This is a genomic window from Pseudomonas sp. NPDC089918 (assembly GCF_050280605.1).
In the GTDB taxonomy this organism is placed as follows: domain Bacteria; phylum Pseudomonadota; class Gammaproteobacteria; order Pseudomonadales; family Pseudomonadaceae; genus Aquipseudomonas.
Map to the genome: position 1 here is coordinate 71,404 of NZ_JBNNVP010000018.1, position 18,112 is coordinate 89,515.

An 18,112-nucleotide genomic window follows, 5' to 3' on the forward strand; every position below is an offset into this window, starting at 1 on the left:
TGCAGTGAGTAATGAAAACGCCCTGCGCGAAGAAATCTGCCAGGTTGGCCGCAGCCTTTATGAGCGCGGTTACACCGTCGGCAGCGCCGGCAACATCAGTGCGCGGTTGGACGACGGTTGGTTGATCACACCGACTGACGTCTGCCTCGGCCGCCTCGACCCGGCGACCATCGCCAAGGTCAATCTGGCGGGCGAATGGGTCTCTGGTGACAAGCCCTCAAAGACATTGGCGCTGCATCGCCAGGTCTACGATCGCAACCCGGGCGTCGGTGGCGTGGTGCATACCCATTCCACCCATCTGGTGGCGTTGACGCTGGCCGGTGTCTGGCAGCCGGACAACATCCTGCCGCCGCTGACGCCGTATCAGGTGATGAAAGTCGGGCCTGTCCCGTTGATTGGTTACCAGCGGCCCGGCTCGCCGAAGGTGGCCGAACAGGTCGCGCAATGGGCCAACCGCGTTCGCGGCGTGATGCTCGAACGGCTGGGGCCGGTGGTTTGGGAAAGTTCAGTGTCCAGGGCCAGCTACGCCCTGGAAGAACTCGAGGAAACTGCGCGGCTGTGGCTGATGAGCAATCCCAAGCCCGAACCGCTCGATCAGGCAGCGCTGGACGAGCTGCGAGTGACTTTCGGCGCGCACTGGTAGCGCTCTAATTTTTTAACACGATAGACCGATAAAGCAGGCCCTGTTCGGGAGACGCGCAGCGACTTCCCACGCTCCCGGCTTGCCTGAAAAATACAATAACAAGAGGACATCCAGGCATGACTCACCTTCACTGCGACATTTTCAGAACAACCCTTTCGTTCACCCGATGTGGAGGGCTTCTGAAATGAGCCCGTTAATCTTGATGGTTACCGCGGGGCTAGGGATCGCTCTGTTGTTGTTTCTGGTGCTCAAGTACAAGTTCCAGCCTTTCGTGGCCTTGATGCTGGTGAGCATTCTGGTGGCGTTGGTGGCCGGGGTTAAACCGGCTGATCTGGTCGCCACCATTGAAGGCGGCATGGGCAAGACCCTGGGCCATATCGCGATCATCATTGCCCTGGGCGCGATGATCGGGCGAATCATCGAACTCTCCGGCGGTGCCGAGGCGCTGGCCAAAACGTTGATTACCCGGTTCGGCAACCGCCGCACGCCACTGGCGCTGACGATTGCCGGGTTCATGGTCGGGGTGCCGGTGTTCTTCGAAGTCGGCGTGATCATCCTGATGCCACTGGCCTATGGCGTTGCTCGCAGTGCGCGTAAGCCGCTGTTGGTGTACGCGCTGCCGATGTGCGCTGCATTGTTGACCGTCCACGCCTTTCTGCCACCACATCCGGGTGCGGTGGCCGCTGCCAGCCAATTGGGTGCCGACCTCGGCCGCGTGCTGATGTTCGGTCTGCCAATCACTGCGTTCCTTTGCTATGTCGGCTACCGCGTGGCCGGGCGCATGACCCGTCGGGTGTACCCGATGACTGACGATATTCGTGCCGAGGTCTATGGCCCCCATGTCACCAACGAGGACCTGGCTGCCTGGTCCAATGGTAACGACAAGAGCCCTGAACGAGCGGCCGTGGCCGCGTCTCACATGGGTCTGGAAGAAGCCACCAGCAGCATCGTCTCCAAACTGCCGCCGGCACCGCCACCGGGTTTTGGCCTGATCGTCAGCCTGATTGTGTTGCCGATCATTCTGATTCTGCTGGGAACGCTGTCCACCTCGTTGCTGCCTGCCGACTCGGTCCTGCGCGGCATCATGACCGTGCTCGGCGCGCCGCTGGTGGCGCTGCTGATCGATACTTTGCTGTGTGCCTGGTTGCTGGGTTCGCGTCGGGGCTGGAGTCGTACTCAGGTGTCTGACGTGATCGGCTCGGCCTTGCCTGGCGTGGCCATGGTGATTCTGATTGCCGGTGCCGGCGGTGTGTTTGGCAAGGTGTTGGTCGATACCGGAATCGGCGCCGTGGTCTCCGACATGCTGCGCACCACCGGTCTGCCGGTACTCGCGCTGGGCTTTCTGCTGACCATGCTGTTGCGTGCGGTTCAGGGGTCGACCACGGTGGCGCTGGTGACCACCGCCGGCATTATCAGCCCGCTGATCGCTACCCTCGATCTCACGGCAAACCACATGGCACTGTTGTGCCTGGCCATGGGCGGTGGCGGGTTGGCCATGTCCCACATCAATGATGCCGGTTACTGGATCTTCACCAAATTGTCCGGGCTGAACGTGGCCGACGGCTTGCGCACCTGGACGGTGTTGACCACCTTGCTCGGTACGTTGGGTTTCGGTATTACCTTGTTGATCTGGCCGTTTGTCTAACCTTCTAACCAAGGAGCTACCATGCCTCGTTTTGCTGCAAACCTCAGCATGCTCTATCCGGAACATGAGTTTCTGGACCGCTTCGCCGCCGCTGCCGCCGATGGTTTCGAAGCCGTGGAATACCTGTTTCCCTACGACTACAGCGCCCAGGAACTCAAACAGCGCTTGAACGATAACGGCCTGGTTCAGGCGCTGTTCAACGCACCGCCCGGCGATTGGGCGGCGGGCGAGCGCGGCACGGTGTCGTTGCCCGGGCGAGAGAGTGAATTTCGTAGCGGCTTCGATCGCGCGCTGGAGTACGCCGCGGTGCTGGGCAACTCACGCATCCATGTGATGGCTGGCTTGCTGCCGTCGGAAACTGATCGCCCACGGCATCACGGCGTGTACCTGGAGAATCTGGCTTACGCCACCGCGCAGGCCGCCAAGGCTGGCATCACGGTGCTGCTGGAACCGATCAATACGCGGGACATGCCGGGCTTTTTCCTCAATCGCCAGGATCAGGCCCAGGCCATCTGCAAGGAAGTGGGCGCCAGTAACCTGAAGGTTCAGTTCGACTGCTACCACTGCCAGATCGTCGAAGGGGACCTGGCCACTAAACTGCGTCGCGACTTCGACGGCATCGGCCATATCCAGATCGCCGGCGTGCCGGATCGACATGAGCCGGACTTGGGAGAAGTCAACTATCCCTACCTGTTCGAGCTGATCGACCAGTTGGGTTATGACGGCTGGGTAGGGTGCGAATACCGGCCGCGTGGTAACACATCGGCCGGCTTGCAATGGTTGCGTGACTGGAAGGCGCGCTAACGCCTTACACGTTATTATCGCCGGGCAACAGCAGTTCCACACCCTGCTTGCGGATGCTATCGGCCGCGGCAGGGGTCAGCGCGTCGTCGCTGAGGATGATGTCGAACTGCTCGAGCCCGGCGATCCTGTACATGCTGAACGTGCCGTACTTCGAACTGCTGGCCACCAGCACCACTTGCGAGGCCGATTGCATCGCGACCTGCTTGACCTCCACCTTCAGCGCCGAAGGCGTGGTGAGGCCACGACGCAAATCCCAGGAACTGGTGGAGATGAACGCGATATCGGTGACGATCTGCCGCAAGGTGGCCACCGCCAGACCGCCCACGCACGATTGATTGGAGTGATCCAGTTGCCCGCCGGTGTGAATCACCGTGACATGGGGCGCATCGATCAGCGCCTGGACAATCCCGAAATCGTTGGTCACCACGGTCATGCCCGACAGCGCCTTGATATACGGGACGATCTCCAGCGTGCTCGTCCCCGCATCCAGATAAATCGTCATATCGGCATGCAGCAGCCGCGCGGCCAGCTTGGCCATCGCCTGCTTCTGCGGCAACTCGACCACCGCTTTGAACTGATGGCTGGGCTCGCTATGGAGCTGGCTGGCGATTCGCACGCCACCGGTGACCGAGTAAGCACGGCCTTCCTGTTCCAGCAGCGCGATATCGCGGCGAATGGTCATGTGCGAACAGTCGAACATTTCCATCAACTGATGAACGCTCAGCACCTGATGCTTGCGCAACTGGCGCAGCATCAATTCACGGCGCTGTTCAGGGATCATCGGTGCGCCGCTTTCGGCGGCGATGTCCTTTTGACTAGGCATTCGGGCTCCAGAATGAGATATCCGCAGACAAGGAAAGCGGGGGCAAACATAGTAGCGAATCTACGGTGAAGGGACGAGGTGTTGCGGATCACTGTTCCCACGAGGAAACCCGCCAGCGTTAGTTCATGAATTTCTGAACTAACTATTTGCTGCAGCCTATTCAATCATTTGCCGACATGATCTTAGGATCCTCCCCACGGGACTGACGCCATCAGAGCAGCAGCCCGCAGCAACCCTTTCGACTGCCCAGTAACGCCACCAGCCCAATCCGCTAGTGGCCCGACGCAGCCGAGAGGAATGCATGAAGCTAGAGATTTTCCGCACATTGTGGGGCTATACCGCCAGCAAGGCACAGGCCCTGGATGAATTGCTCGCCGCCGGCTTCGATGGCATCGAAGCACGCGTGCCACTTCAGGCCGATGAACGTGGTGAGTTCGGCGCTTTCCTGCGCAGTAATCAGGTTCCCTATATCTGCACATTGTTCAGTGCTTACGATGTATTGCCCGACCAGAACGCCACACCCGCCCAACACTTGGCCGACATTGATCGCAAGCTGGGCTGGGCCACGGAGCTGACCCCACGTTTCGTCAATCTGCTGGCAGGTAACGACCGCTGGCCGCAAGCATTGCAGGTCGAGTTCTTCGGCCAGGCGATGGAATTGGCCGCCAGACATGGGGTGTTCTGCAGTTTCGAGACTCACCGCGCCCGTTCCCTATACAGCCCTTGGGTAACCCTGGAACTGATCCGCCAACTGCCGGGACTGCGTTTCACCAGTGACATCAGTCATTGGGTGGTCTGCTGTGAGCGATTGCTGGACGACCCGGCCGACGATCTTTCGACCTTCGTCGAGCGTGTGCATCACCTTCAGGCCCGGGTCGGCTATGACCAGGGCCCGCAAGTCCCTCATCCCGCCGCCCCGGAATATGCCCGTGAACTGGCGTTTCATCAGCGCCACTGGGAGGCCGTCTGGGCCTCTCAGCTTCAGCGCGGCTATTCGGTCAGCACCCTGACGCCGGAGTTCGGTGCCGACGGTTATCTGCATCACTTGCCCTTCACCAATATGCCGGTGGCTGACCTTTGGACCTTGAACCAGTGGATGGCCCGGACCGAGCGCGAACACTTCGACCGTTTCACCCGTGAAGGAACCCGCCATGAGTAATACCTCATCAACCCAGGCCAACTTCAACAGCATCCCGGTGGTGAACATCGCGGGACTCTTCAGTATTGAACTGGAGCACCGCCTTGCAGTGGCCGAGCAACTGGGCCGCGCCGCCAGCGATGTGGGCTTTCTGTACATCACCGGGCATGGCATCGATCCGGCGCTGATCGAGGGCCTGCGCCAGGCGGCCAGGGATTATTTTGCACAACCGCTGGAAGCCAAGATGCGCCACTACATCGGCGCCTCGCAAAGCCATAAGGGTTTCGTGCCCGAAGGTGAGGAGGTGTATTCCAAGGGCAAGCCGGATCATAAAGAGGCCTTCGATATCGGCTTCGAAGTGTCAGTGGATGACCCGCTGTTCCTCAACCGTACGCCGCTGCTGGGGCCGAACCACTGGCCCGATGTGCCGGGCTTCCAGGGCGCGGTACAAAACTACTATCAGGCGGTGTTTGCCCTTGGCCGCCGGCTGTTTGATGGCTTCGCGTTGGCCCTGGGGCTGAAGGAGGGCTATTTCGATGCGCTGGTGACTCGCCCGCCCTCCAAGCTGCGGCTGATCCATTACCCCTTCGACGCCGAAGCCGTGGATGCGCCGGGTATTGGCGCGCATACCGACTACGAGTGCTTCACCATCCTGCACGCCGATCAGCCGGGGTTGGAGGTGCTTAACGATCAGGATCAATGGATCGATGCACCGCCAATGCCCGGGGCGTTCGTGGTGAACATCGGCGACATGCTGGAAGTCATGACCGCAGGTGCCTTTGTCGCCACCGCCCACCGGGTGCGCAAGGTCGCTCAGGAGCGCTACAGCTTCCCGCTGTTCTACGCCTGCGACTATCACACGCTGATCAAACCGCTGCCGGCTTTCGCCAAGGATGCCGGGGATTACGAGGCATTGGCGATTGGCGAGCACATGTGGAGCCAAGCGCTGCAGACCTACCAGTATCTGCGCAAACGCGTGGAAAACGGCGAGCTTGAGCTGCCGTCCCGGGCTCGAAAGCCATCGAGCTTCGGCCGCCTGAAAAACACCATCACTCATTCCTAAAAAAACAACCAACGGAGCTTCCCACGATGAAAAGCCACTACGCCCTGAGCAAACTGAGCCTGCTCGCCGCCGGCCTGTTCTGCGCCAACGCCGCCTTCGCCAGCACCGCGACCCCCGGTGTGTTGAAGGTCGGTATGGAAATCACCTACCCGCCGTTCGAGTCCTATGACGCTGACAAGAATGTGGTTGGCTCCGACCCTGAGTTGGCCCACTCCCTGGCCAAGGCGATGAGCGTCAAGGCCAACTTCGTCGACACCAAGTTTCCCAATCTGATCAACGGCCTCAACGCCGGGCATTACGACGCGATCATTTCCGGCATGTACATCACTCCCGAACGCCAGCTCCAGGCCCGCACCATCGCCTATGCCAACACCGGCGCCGCGATCATGGTGCCCAAGGGCAGTGAGTTGACCCCGCAGGTTCCCGAGGACTTGTGCGGCCTGAAGATCGGTCTGGAGCAGGGCACCACCTGGGTCGCCAAATTCACCCAATTGTCCAGCGACTACTGCGTGCCGAACAACAAAGGCGCCATCACCGTCAACGAGTACCCCTCGGCTCCCGAAGTGACGCAGGCGCTGCTCTCGAAGAACATTCAGGCGCAGGTGGAAATCGCCGGTGCCGCGCACATGATCGCCCAGCGCACCAACGGGCGGGTCGTGGTCAGTTCGCAGAAACTGGTTTATCCGCAGACCTTGGGCATCTACGTGAAGAAAGACGCCGACGCTACCTATCAGGCGCTGGTCAAAGCCCTGGCCGACAGTAAAGCCAGCGGAGAGTACACCGCCATTCTCAAAAAATATGATCTGGAACCGGTCTCCGAGTAATGGCTGAAACCGCGCCCTCGGTCGAGGGCGCGGCTCGTACGAGGTGTCTATGCAATTCGACTGGTCTTACTTTGTTTCGCTGTTTTCCAAGACTGACTTCTGGGCGGCGAGCCTGACCGTCATCGAACTGAGTGCCCTGGCCTGGTTCCTGGGGATGTTGCTGGGCTTCGTTCTGGCATCGGCCAAGTTGTCCAGCTTGCCCTGGCTGCGCATGCCGGCGTCACTCTACATCTGGTTCTTTCGCAGCATTCCGCTGCTGGTGCTGGTGGTCTTCATCTACAACCTGCCGCAGTTGCTACCCGGTGCCGGGCCGATCCTGTCAGTACCGTTCTATTCCGGCCTGTTGGCGCTGGTGGTCACTGAGGCCGCCTACATGGCCGAAATTCATCGTGGCGGACTGATCTCGGTCGCCAAGGGGCAGAAGGAAGCCGGCCGTGCCCTGGGTATCGGCCTGTTCGGCCTGCAACGGTTGATTGTGATTCCCCAGGCGTTTCGTATCTCACTGCCGACCTTGATCAACGAATACATCACAGTGGTCAAGCTGACCTCGTTGATCTCGGTGATTTCACTGACCGAGCTGCTGACGGTGGGTCAGCGCCTGTATGCCCAGAACTTCCTGGTGATGGAAACCCTGGCGGCGGTGGGTGTGTATTACGTGCTGATCGTCACTGTGTTCGGCTTCGCCCTGCAGCGTCTGGAGCGCTACCTGGACCTCAACCTGCGGACACCGCAAACCCTCGATAGCGCCTCGGCAAAAGTGCTGCGTGACAGTCTGGCGCCTGTCGTAACGAGCACGTTCAAACCCCCGGCCAAAGGCGCCGCCCCGGCCTTGCAGCTGCAGGGCGTGCACAAACGCTACGGTGATCATCATGTGCTCAAGGGCATCGACCTGAAGGTGCAAAGTGGCCAGGTGATTTCTATCATCGGCCCGTCGGGCTCCGGCAAGACCTCACTGATTCGTACGATCAATGGCCTGGAGCACATCAATCAAGGCGAAATCCTGTTGTTCGGGGAAAGCTTCATCAATGCCGGGGACAAACCGGATGGCCGTCGGGTTCGTCAGGGCGTACGGCGCATCGGCATGGTGTTCCAGAACTTCAACCTGTTCCCTCACCGGACACTGCTGGACAACATCAGCCTCGCTCCCCGTTATCATGGCGTCGGCCGCGCACTGAGCGAACAACGCGCCTGCCAGTTGCTCGACAAGGTCGGCTTGTTGGCGCACGTCCACAAATATCCGCATCAACTGTCCGGGGGCCAGCAACAGCGCGTGGCTATTGCCCGGGCCATGGCCATGGACCCGGACATCTTGTTGTTCGACGAACCCACCTCGGCGCTGGATCCGGAGCTGGTCGGCGAGGTGCTCACGGTCATCGGCAATCTGGCCCGGGAAGGCATGACCCTGCTAATCGTCACCCATGAGATGGACTTTGCCCTGTCGATTTCCGACCGGGTGATCTTCATGGACAACGGCCACATACAGCTGGATGCCTCGCCACAGGCGATCCGCGAGGAGCCGGAGGCTCATCGAGTGCGACGGTTCATGGGGTTGCAGGAGCCAGCGGAGGAGGGATGTCTGTCTTGAATGGGTTTAGCCGCCCCGGCAATACGCAGACTGAGCGGCGCTGGCGGTTCCGTTATTGCGACAAATAGCTCTGTTGTATACGCGCCAAGGTGCCGTCATCGCGAAGCTTTTCAACCGCCTCGCGCAGGTCTTGCACCAGTTGAGCGGAGCAAAGCCTGGAGCAAGCCAGATAGAGCTCCGCGCTGCTCATGACCGGGCTCATGAACAGTTTGCGTTCAGACATCTTCGGCCAGATGTATCGACTCTCGGGAACTCCGTTGAACCAGGCATCAATGCGACCTTTCAAGAGCATCTGCGCGGGGTTGTCGCCAATGGTCAGGGGGTAGATCTGCTCGTCGCTGAAGCCTTGTGCATGCAGGATTTCCTCCTGCGCACTACCGAGGCCGACGCCGATCACCCGGTAGGTTTTTTTCGCTTGCGCGAAGCTGCTCACCGGCCGGTCGAGGCTGAAAAAAGCGCGCTCCATGGGCATGATCGATGCGATCCAGGTGAAGTGATCTTCGCGTTCAGGCGTGCGAGACAAGGGGGCTATCAGAAGATCCTGCTTCTCGCTGACGTATTTCTGCGCTCTGGCCCAGGGAAGCCCATGGACATGAGCGACATAGCCGGCGTTGGCAATGGCTGTCAGGACGGCTTCTCCGACCATTCCGTGACCCTTGGCGTCATCGACAAACGTCAGTGGCGGAGCGTCAGGGATATACAGTTCGAGCGGCAAGGGGGCGCCACACGCGTTATAGGCAATCAGCAGCGATCCCGACAGAAAAAATCTGCAAAGTGCTTTTGCGTAGGCATTTAATACCCATGAGCTTGCGCTCATGGTTGATAGTTCAGGCATTGAGCGTAGAAGGGCGCCACAAGTCACCAGTTGATCACAGGGGGGATGAGTCTACCGGTCGTTGTTTATTATTGGATACGGTATCGCCCCGCATTCTACGCAAACTTGAGGTCAGGTCACATCTTCCCCCAGGTGCCGAAGGAGGAAGGCGCTGATCTGGTCCAGTGCCCGGCGGGCTTCTTCGAGTTGATCGCTCATGGTCTGGAAGACATGAATCATTCCCGGCCAGACGTCCAGGTGTACCGCCACTTCGGCGCTGGCCAGGCGGCTGGCGAGCCGGGTTGAATCATCCAGCAGGCATTCCCGGCTGCCCACTTGGATCAGCACTGGCGGTAGACTCCGAAGGTCGCCGTATAGGGGGGAGGCCAGCGGATTCAGTGGCTCGGCGCCCTGTAGATAGGTGTCGGCCATAATGGTCTTGCCAGCAAGCGGGCCGAGCAATGGATCTCGAGCCTTCTGCAAATTCCACGACTCTCCGGTCTGAGCCATGTCCACCCAAGGCGACATCACTACCGCAGCCGCGGGCAGCGGCAAACCCGCGGCCTTGGCAGCCAACATCAGAGCCATGCACAGACCGCCGCCGGCACTGTCGCCGGCCAGCACCAAGTGTTCGGCGTTCACACCGTTTTCGAGGAGTGCACGGTACACATCCAGAGCGTCCTCTACGGCGGCCGGGAAAGGGTGTTCCGGGGCCAGGCGGTAATCGATGCACAGGGTACGAATCCGGCTGCGGGCTGCCAATTGGCTGGTGAGCGGGCGATAGGCCTGGGCACTGCCGAATGAGTAGCCTCCGCCATGCAGATACAGCAACACGAAGTCGGGCCGGGTATCTGTGGGAATGGCCCAAAGCCCGCTGACGCTGGCCAGATTGGCGGCCTCAAAGGTCACGCCCTCGGCACAGGAGCCGGCACCAAAGAGTAGTTCGGCCTGTTGACGTTGTTGGTCGACAGTCAGCGAGCCGAGGGGGGGCAGTTGGCTGAGTTGTTCGATGAGGCCGTCGATGTTGTTGTAGGGCATGTGGACTCCGGGGCGCGTGTTATGAGGCAAACAAGTTAACCTTCAATATAGTTAATGTTAATAACTATATTGGCAAGATAATTTCGTTTCATCCCCAGGTCGGCCTGCATCAGGCCGATGCCTGTCGGTACTTCTTCAATCGGTAGGCAAACTGCGCACGACTTAATCCCAGCAGTCGTGCGGCGGCGGCCAGGTTGCCTTCACTCTTTTGCAGCGCTTCGTCGATCAAACGCGACTCCAGACCTTCAATGGAGAAGCCGTGTTCCAGACGAGCCAGGGTTTCCAGCAAGGCTGGACGAGGTTGCGTGCTGGCGGGGCTCGGGTCAGTGGCTGCGAGGCTGCCATTGCCGTCCAGAGAGTACGCTTCCTGCGGCATGGGCTCGTTGCGAAACAGGTGGATCAGATCGATGGCTTGACCGTCTTCGCTGGCGATCAGGCCGCGCTCTACCAGGTTTTGCAATTCCCGCACGTTGCCGGGAAAGTCATAACGCAACAACACTTTGAGCGCGCGCATGGTCAGCCCGGCGGGCTTGCGGGCGTAGGCCTGACAGAAACGGCGCAGGAACGCATTGACCAGCAACGGGATGTCGTCACGACGTTCGCGCAGTGGCGGCAACGTGATGGGGTAAACGTTCAGGCGGTAGAACAGGTCCTCGCGAAAGTCTCCGGCCGCCACGGCTTTGCGCAGGTCGACATTGGTTGCCGCCACCACCCGGACATCGACCTTGATCGGCTGGCTGCCACCGATGCGTTCGATCTCACGCTCTTGCAATGCACGCAGCAGCTTGCCCTGCCCGGGCAGGCTGAGGCTGGCGATTTCATCGAGAAACAGGGTGCCCCCGTGAGCCCGTTCGAAGCGTCCAGGGCGCGAATGAGTCGCGCCGGTATAGGCACCGCGTTCGACGCCGAACAGTTCTGCCTCAATCAGATTGTCCGGGATCGCGGCGCAGTTGAGGGCCACGAACGGCGCTTGATGGCGTGGGCTGAACTGGTGCAACTGACGGGCGAACAATTCCTTGCCGACTCCGGACTCGCCGCTGAACAGCACTGTGGCTGGCGTTGGCGCAACCCGCTGCAAGGCGAGGGTCGCGGCGTTGAAGGCGGCGCTGGCTCCAATGGGTTTTGGCCCGCCGGGCATTTCGCTGTCGTCGTCCTGGGGCGCGGGCGCCGGGGCTGGACGCTGCTTGGGGGCGACGCTGGAAGGCGTGGCGGTGAGATAACTCAGGTCCTGTTCGACATCGCCCCATTGCTCGGCGGTCTTGCCGATCACCCGGCAGCTCTCATGGCCCATGCCCCGGCACTCGGTTTCACGGAAGATCACCAGGCGGCCGAACAGTCCGCTGACATAACCGATGGCATAGCCCAGTTCGGTCCAACACACCGGATCCTGGCCGATCCCGTAGGCGGCGATATGCTCGTCGGCCTCACAGGAGTGGTGCCAGAGGAATTCACCCTCGTAAAAGCCTGAGTCGGCGTCGAATTTGAAGTGCAGGGGTTCGACCTTGGTCATGCCTTCGAGTGTGTGCAGGCGCGTGCCGGCCGAGAAAACCGCCGCGGCATCGGCGTCTGGCCAGCGCTCGCGGATCAATCGCGCATCGCGTGCGCCGGACAGATAGCCGGTGCGGGTAAACAGACCGCGGGTCTGCTCCAGTCCCTGGCGCTCGATAATCTCCCGCCGCAGCGCGCCGAAGGATGAACTGTGCAATAGCAGCATGCGCTGGTCGTTGAGCCAGATGCGCCCGTCGACAGGGGAAAAGAACAGGCATTCGGTCAACTCGGCCAGGGTCGGTGAGTTGCCCTCGGTCAGTTGAGTGCTGTCTCCTCGGGGGGAGAAATGTTCCTCCTGCACCGCGAGATGAGGAAGCAGCGAATGGGGATTATTCATTGTTATATGCCCCTGAGCGAGTCCACTGATCGAAATGATCAATTAGCAAAACAGTTATTAAACATAACTTTATCATTTGGACAAGTGGCCGGGTGTCGACCGGGCGCCAAACGCCTTGCCCTATTCATCAGTGCTCCTCTCTAACCTTCAGGCCAGAGCCGTCGCCACTTAAAACGCGTGGCAACAGGGGAAGTCGGCACAGCCCTTGCTCTAGTGCTTTCACGACGCTGCATCTTTTCGCGAGGCGCGTCAGGCAATTACAAACACAAGAGCCGGGAGACCGAAATGTCGGTAAGTGAACCATCTGATTTTCTGCGGGACGCACTCTGGTGCGAACGCATCTTCAATGGCGACTGGATACGTCCATTGGGCGGTGTCAACAGAGTCATCGAGCCGGCCACCGGCGAGGTACTGACCGTCACCGGTTTAGCCGATGCGGCGGACATCGCGTTTGCCACCCTGACTGCCGCCCGTGTTCAACCGGCCTGGGCGGCATTGGGGCCACGGGAACGCGCGGAGATCTTTCGCAAAGCGGCAGCCCTGGCCCAGCAACACTTTGCCGAACTGGCGCTGTACATCGCCCGGGAAAGCGGCGGCAGCCTGTTCAAGGGTGAACATGAGGTTCGCGAGGCGATCGTCTTGCTGCATCAGGCCGCCGGTCTGCTGTCGCAACCCCATGGTGTGGTTCTCCCAAGTGAAGCGGGGCGTTTGTCCTATGCACGGCGGTTGCCCCATGGCGTGGTCGGGGTGATCTCGCCGTTCAACTTTCCCCTGGTGCTCTCCCTGCGTTCGGTGGCACCGGCGCTGGCGGCTGGTAATGCGGTGGTGCTCAAGCCCGATCCGCAGACCCCGGTCAGTGGCGGTTTCATCATTGCGCGGTTGTTCGAGGCGGCCGGTTTGCCAAAAGGGTTGCTGCAGGTTTTGCCGGGCGCAGCAGTGGCCGGTGAGGCCCTGTGCCGCGACCCGCATGTTCGGATGATCGCGTTCACCGGTTCGACTGCGGCCGGACGCAAGGTTGCGGAGGTGGCTGGCCGTCATTTGAAAAAAGTCGCCCTGGAACTGGGCGGCAAGAACTCGTTGATCGTGCTCGAAGATGCCGATCTTGAGTTGGCGGCGAGCAATGCCGCCTGGGGAGCCTGGCTGCATCAGGGGCAAATCTGCATGGCCACCGGACGCATCCTGGCCCATGAATCGATCGCGGAGGAACTGGTCCGCCGGCTGGCAGAAAAAGCCCGGGCGATCACGGTCGGCAATGCCGCTCGTGGCGAGGCGGTATTGGGGCCTTTGATCAACAAACGACAGTTGCAACGCGTGCATGAAATCGTCACGGAGAGTGTGACTGCCGGGGCAAAACTGCAAGCCGGCGGCGAGTTTGAACAGCTGTTCTACCAACCCACGGTGCTTTCCGGCGTGCGCCCGGGCATGCGCGCATTCGACGAGGAAATCTTCGGCCCGGTCGCCACGGTGGTGAGTTTTGCCAGCGACGATGAGGCCATCGATCTGGCCAACCGCACCGAGTATGGCTTGTCCGCAGGGATCATTTCGCCTTCGGTCGGGCACGCGATGGCGATTGGCGAGCAACTCAATTGCGGTCTGCTGCACATCAACGATCAGACGGTGGCCGACGAGTGCATCAACCCGTTCGGTGGGCGCGGCAGCTCAGGAAATGGCGGCAGCGTGGGCGGTCCGGCCGATTGGGACGAATACACCCAATGGCAATGGGTGACGGTCAAGGATAAGGCGCCACGCTACCCGTTCTGACGGACAGGACCAGACCGACGAGGTCGGGCGAGTACACAAAAATAATAAGAGGACTCAACATGAAACTCGACAACAAGATTGTGCTGGTGACCGGGGTCTCTTCGGGTATCGGCGCCGCCACTGCAAGCCTGCTGCGCGCCCACGGCGCCCACGTGATTGGCGTGGATCTGAAGGCCCCGCACATGACTCTGGACGGTTTTGTTCAGGGCGATCTGAGCAGTGCCGAGAACATCGACCGGCTGTTGCCGCAGCTACCGGCACGGATCGACAGCCTGTGCAATATCGCCGGGGTGCCGGGCACCGCAAACCCGCAACTGCTGGCCAAGGTCAACTACCTGGGGTTGCGTCACCTGAGTCAGTCATTGTTGCCGCGCATCACCGCTGGCGGCAGCATCGTCAATATCGCCTCGATCCTCGGTGCCGAGTGGCCGTTACGGCTGGAACAGCACAAGGAGCTGGCGCGCATCGAAGGTTTCGCTGCCGCACAAGCCTGGCTGGCCGAGCACCCGGTACCGGATGAGACCTGCTACCAGTATTTCAAGGAAGCCTTGATCGTCTGGAACTACCTGCAGGCCCAGCCCTGGTTTCTCGAACATTCAGTGCGCATGAACAGCGTGGCGCCGGGCCCGGTCTTCACGCCCATCCTCGGCGACTTCGTGAGCATGCTTGGTGAAGCACGAACCCAGGCCGATGCCCATCGCATGAAACGCCCCGGTTATGCCGATGAGGTGGCGGCGGTGATCGCTTTCCTGTGTGCCGACGAGTCGCGCTGGATCAACGGAGTGAATCTGGCAGTCGATGGCGGATTGGCCTCCACCTACATCTGAAACCCTGTTGCGAGGGGGCTTGCCCCCGTTCGGCTGCGAAGCAGTCGCAAACCGGTACACGGGGTCTGCTTGAGAGAACTCGTTGCCTGAATTCAGGGCCGCTGCGCACCCCAGCGGGGGCAAGCCCCCTCGCCACACGTGCAAAGCCATGCCAAAAATAAAAATAATGAGGAGCGTCCATGGACAACGTTAAACGTTGCTTTCGTTTCAAGCATTGCGCCCTGTTTATGGCGTTATGCAGTGCAGGCGTGATGATCGAAAGGGCCGAGGCCATGCAAATGGACCTGGGGGATTCGGACTGGAAACTGCGTTGGGACAACACCATCAAGTACAGCCAGGCCTGGCGCCTGCAAGGTCAGGACAGCCGATTGGTCAACGCACCGACCGCCAACGGCCTGTACCCCTCGATCCAGAGTCAGGGCGATAAAAACTTCAGCCGCGGCCTGGTCTCCAACCGTCTGGATCTGTTTTCTGAAATGGACCTCAGCCGGCAAAACTATGGGCTGCGTGTGAGCGGCGCGGCCTGGTACGACGATATCTACAACCAGGACACCGACAGCAGCGAGCAACCGCATTTCCTCAGCGAAACCCGCGAGCTCCACGGTCGCGACGCGGAAATTCTCGACGCCTTCGTGTTCCTGCGCGGTGACCTCGGTGAAGATTCCCAGGGCGTGGTGCGTCTGGGCCGGCACAGCCTGATTTACGGTGAAAGCCTGTTCTACGGTGGCAACGGCATCGCCAATGCCCAGGGGCCGACCGATGTAGTCAAGTTGCTCAGCGTGCCGGGGACCCAGTTCAAGGAAATCCTGCGCCCGGTCAATCAAATCTCCGGGCAGTTGCAGATCAACCCGCAGTTGTCGGTGGGCGCTTACTACCAGTTCGAGTGGGAGCGTTCCAATCTGCCCGGCGCCGGCAGCTACCTGAGCGATGCCGATGCCATCGGTTATGGCAGCGGTTCCCTGCGCGAAGTGTTCGGCAACGACACCGTGAATGGCGGCGATCTGAAACCGAGGAACTCGGGGCAGGGCGGCATGCAGATTCGCTTCAAACCGACCGGGACCGAACTGGAGCTGGGTTTCTACGCCGCGCAGTATCACGACAAAGCCCCGATCGGCCTGTACGCCTACCTCGACGGTGCGGCCGCGGCAGCCACCGGGCTGCCGATCCTGGGTTCTTATCGTCAGGTCTACGCCGAAGATATCAAGACTGCCGGCGTCAGCTTCTCCACTGCCTATGGGCCGTTCAACTTTGCCGGTGAAACCTCCGTACGCTGGAATGCGCCACTGGTGAGCAACCTGCAAGTGGTGACCCCAGGCATGGAGGCCGATGGCGGCGATGACTCACTGTTTGCCCGGGGCAAAACCGCTCACGCCAACCTGTCGGCGATTTACCTGTTATCGCCTGGTGCTTTTTGGGATGGCGGCTCGGCACTGGCCGAACTGGCGTGGAACCGCACTCTGAGTGTCACCGAGAACGCCGCGGCCCTGGATTCCAACACCACCCGCGATGCCACTGCGTTGCGGGTATTGATGGAGCCTGCGTACTTCCAGGTTGTCGACGGGATCGACCTGACCGTGCCAATCGGCATGGGCGTGGTGCTCGACGGGCGTTCTTCGGCCGTCAACAAGTCGGGCTTCGGCAATACCCATGCTGGCGACTGGAGTGTCGGACTCAAGGCCACGTATCTGCAGCGCTGGGATGTCGGCCTGAACTACGTGAACTTCTTCGGTGCGCCGAAAGCCGGGCTGCGCGAGGACGGCAATTTCAGTTACGGGCAGTCGCTGGCCGACCGTGACTTCGTCTCGCTCTACGTGAAAACCTCATTCTAATAAGGTGGATTCGCCATGCAGAACAACGCTTTCCTGAACACTTGCGTCCTTACCCTGGCCCTGGCTGGCATCAGCCTGGCGCAGGCAGCGGTGTCGCCTGAACAGGCTGCACGTTTGAAGTCTGAACTGACGCCCCTTGGCGGTGAGCGGGCCGGCAACGCCGATGGCAGCATCCCGGCCTGGGATGGCGGCTACACGAAGGTCGCGCCGGGCTACAAACCGGGTGACAAACGTCCCGATCCATTCGCCAGCGAGAAACCGCTGTATTCAATCAAGGCCTCGAACATGGAGCAGTACGCCAGCGGATTGGCCGAAGGCACCAAGCTCCTGCTGAAGAAATACCCGGACTATCGCCTGGACGTATATCCGACCCATCGCTCGGCAGCGGCCCCGCAATGGGTGTATGACAACACCGGCAAGAATGCCACCCGTGCCACGCTGGATGTGGACACCGAGAAAGTCAGCAGCGCCTATGGCGGTATCCCGTTCCCGATCCCGGACAACGGCGCGCAGGTTCTGTGGAACTACCGGTTGTCCTGGCAGGGCGGCGAGACCATCAGCGCACCTTTTGATACCTGGCTGATGACCGCCGGTGGCAAGAAGGTCCAGGCGACCCGAGCCCTGTTCAGCTATCAGTTTCCCTACTACTCGGAAAGCGGCAGCCTGGAAAATTTTGCCGGCAAGTACCAGATTGGCAAGCTGCTGACCGAACTGCCGTCATCCAAGGCCGGCGAAGGCCTGATGACCCATTGGGACATGGACCCGGCCAACCGTGCGGCCTGGCAGTATCTGGTCGGCCAGCGCCGGGTACGCCGAGCGCCGAACATCGCCTACGATACCCCGGACTTCGTCACCTCTGGCGTCGGTCTGTTTGACGAAGCGTTCATGCTGTTCGGGCCTACCGACCGCTACGATCTCAAGCTTGCGGGCAAGAAAGAACTGATCGTTCCCTACAACAATAACCGCGCCGGCCTGGCCAAGAGCGACGACCTGGTCAAACAGAACTTCCTCAATCCTGATCTGGTGCGCTGGGAGAAGCATCGGGTCTGGGTGGTCGAGGCCACGCTCAAATCCGGCAAGCGCCATGTGGTGCCGCATAGGACCTACTACGTCGACGAGGACTCCTGGCAGATCCTGATGGTCGACGGGTATGACGCTCAGGGCAAACTGGGTCGGCAGATGTATTCGCTGACGCTGTTGGCACCGGACCTGCCGGCGCTCACTGCGCAGGTCATGTGGGGCAGCTACAACCTCGATACCGGCGCCTACTTCCTTAACTCTTCGAGCAACGATCTGGCGGTCCAGTACCAGACGATCGCAAAACCTTCGGCTTCCTTTTACACACCGGATGCCATGGCCAACGAAAACATGCGTTGAACCATGGAGCGCCGTGACGAGTGAAAAGCTCGTCGCGGTCGCTGGCGATTTTCCAG

15 protein-coding genes and 1 pseudogene are annotated in these 18,112 nt (G+C 60.6%); 12 read left to right on the forward strand and 4 right to left on the reverse strand.

Translation table 11 applies throughout. The annotated features are described in order from the left end of the window. Positions 1–4 precede the first annotated feature (4 nt). The 3 genes from ACQKPC_RS14985 to otnI all read left to right on the forward strand — a co-directional run bounded on the left by ACQKPC_RS14985 (position 5) and on the right by otnI (position 3,092). A complete protein-coding gene (locus ACQKPC_RS14985) occupies positions 5–643 on the forward strand; it encodes an aldolase (RefSeq protein ID WP_177319504.1) in 639 nt (212 codons plus the stop codon). A 184-nt stretch (positions 644–827) separates the two neighbouring features. Then, positions 828–2,288: an SLC13 family permease gene (locus ACQKPC_RS14990; RefSeq protein ID WP_427625319.1), complete on the forward strand. Its 1,461-nt coding sequence runs from the start codon at positions 828–830 to the stop codon at positions 2,286–2,288. A gap of 21 nt (positions 2,289–2,309) precedes the next feature. Beyond that, positions 2,310–3,092: a 2-oxo-tetronate isomerase gene (gene otnI / locus ACQKPC_RS14995; protein WP_427625320.1), complete on the forward strand. Its 783-nt coding sequence runs from the start codon at positions 2,310–2,312 to the stop codon at positions 3,090–3,092. A gap of 4 nt (positions 3,093–3,096) precedes the next feature. Here otnI and ACQKPC_RS15000 read toward each other — a convergent pair whose 3' ends face one another. After that, positions 3,097–3,915: a DeoR/GlpR family DNA-binding transcription regulator gene (locus ACQKPC_RS15000; RefSeq protein ID WP_063343788.1), complete on the reverse strand. Its 819-nt coding sequence runs from the start codon at positions 3,913–3,915 to the stop codon at positions 3,097–3,099. A gap of 301 nt (positions 3,916–4,216) precedes the next feature. Here ACQKPC_RS15000 and ACQKPC_RS15005 point away from each other — a divergent pair, with 301 nt between their 5' ends. The 5 genes and pseudogenes from ACQKPC_RS15005 (at position 4,217) to ACQKPC_RS15025 (ending at position 8,525) form a co-directional block, all read left to right on the forward strand. Then, the gene (locus tag ACQKPC_RS15005; RefSeq protein ID WP_427625321.1) at positions 4,217–5,074 is read left to right on the forward strand and encodes a sugar phosphate isomerase/epimerase family protein; all 858 of its coding nucleotides are present in this window, start codon (positions 4,217–4,219) and stop codon (positions 5,072–5,074) included. Further along, entirely contained in the window at positions 5,067–6,116 is a 1,050-nt protein-coding gene (locus ACQKPC_RS15010) for an isopenicillin N synthase family dioxygenase (protein WP_427625322.1), read from the forward strand. The genes ACQKPC_RS15005 and ACQKPC_RS15010 overlap by 8 nt, the downstream gene beginning before the upstream one ends. Before the next feature lie 26 nt (positions 6,117–6,142). Continuing rightward, positions 6,143–6,940, forward strand: a complete 798-nt coding sequence (locus tag ACQKPC_RS15015) for a transporter substrate-binding domain-containing protein (protein WP_427625323.1) — start codon at positions 6,143–6,145, stop codon at positions 6,938–6,940. Between the two features lie 154 nt (positions 6,941–7,094). Then, positions 7,095–7,583, forward strand: a pseudogene (locus ACQKPC_RS15020) (amino acid ABC transporter permease); the annotation flags it as partial. Then, positions 7,563–8,525 carry an amino acid ABC transporter ATP-binding protein gene (locus tag ACQKPC_RS15025; RefSeq protein WP_427625363.1) on the forward strand — a complete coding sequence of 321 codons (963 nt, stop codon included), beginning with the start codon at positions 7,563–7,565 and terminating at the stop codon, positions 8,523–8,525. The pseudogene ACQKPC_RS15020 and the gene ACQKPC_RS15025, both read left to right, overlap by 21 nt. 52 nt (positions 8,526–8,577) lie before the next feature. On the opposite strand, the gene ACQKPC_RS15030 is transcribed toward ACQKPC_RS15025, so the two are convergent. The 3 genes from ACQKPC_RS15030 to ACQKPC_RS15040 all read right to left on the reverse strand — a co-directional run bounded on the left by ACQKPC_RS15030 (position 8,578) and on the right by ACQKPC_RS15040 (position 12,262). Further along, on the reverse strand, positions 8,578–9,342 hold the full coding sequence (locus tag ACQKPC_RS15030; RefSeq protein WP_427625364.1) for a substrate-binding periplasmic protein: 765 nt from the start codon (positions 9,340–9,342) through the stop codon (positions 8,578–8,580). A 129-nt stretch (positions 9,343–9,471) separates the two neighbouring features. Beyond that, entirely contained in the window at positions 9,472–10,377 is a 906-nt protein-coding gene (locus tag ACQKPC_RS15035; protein WP_427625324.1) for an alpha/beta hydrolase, read from the reverse strand. A gap of 109 nt (positions 10,378–10,486) precedes the next feature. Continuing rightward, on the reverse strand, positions 10,487–12,262 hold the full coding sequence (locus ACQKPC_RS15040; protein WP_427625326.1) for a sigma 54-interacting transcriptional regulator: 1,776 nt from the start codon (positions 12,260–12,262) through the stop codon (positions 10,487–10,489). 285 nt (positions 12,263–12,547) lie between these two features. On the opposite strand from ACQKPC_RS15040, the gene ACQKPC_RS15045 reads away from it, so the two are divergent. The 4 genes from ACQKPC_RS15045 to ACQKPC_RS15060 all read left to right on the forward strand — a co-directional run bounded on the left by ACQKPC_RS15045 (position 12,548) and on the right by ACQKPC_RS15060 (position 18,056). Then, positions 12,548–14,023, forward strand: a complete 1,476-nt coding sequence (locus ACQKPC_RS15045; RefSeq protein ID WP_427625327.1) for a benzaldehyde dehydrogenase — start codon at positions 12,548–12,550, stop codon at positions 14,021–14,023. Positions 14,024–14,082: 59 nt separating this feature from the next. Then, positions 14,083–14,850, forward strand: coding sequence for a coniferyl-alcohol dehydrogenase (locus ACQKPC_RS15050; protein ID WP_427625329.1), 768 nt, complete (start codon positions 14,083–14,085; stop codon positions 14,848–14,850). Between the two features lie 179 nt (positions 14,851–15,029). Further along, positions 15,030–16,679 (forward strand): DUF1302 domain-containing protein, encoded by a 1,650-nt coding sequence (locus tag ACQKPC_RS15055; protein ID WP_427625330.1) that lies wholly within the window; start codon positions 15,030–15,032, stop codon positions 16,677–16,679. Between the two features lie 15 nt (positions 16,680–16,694). Next, positions 16,695–18,056, forward strand: a complete 1,362-nt coding sequence (locus ACQKPC_RS15060) for a DUF1329 domain-containing protein (protein ID WP_427625331.1) — start codon at positions 16,695–16,697, stop codon at positions 18,054–18,056. Positions 18,057–18,112: the final 56 nt, after the last annotated feature.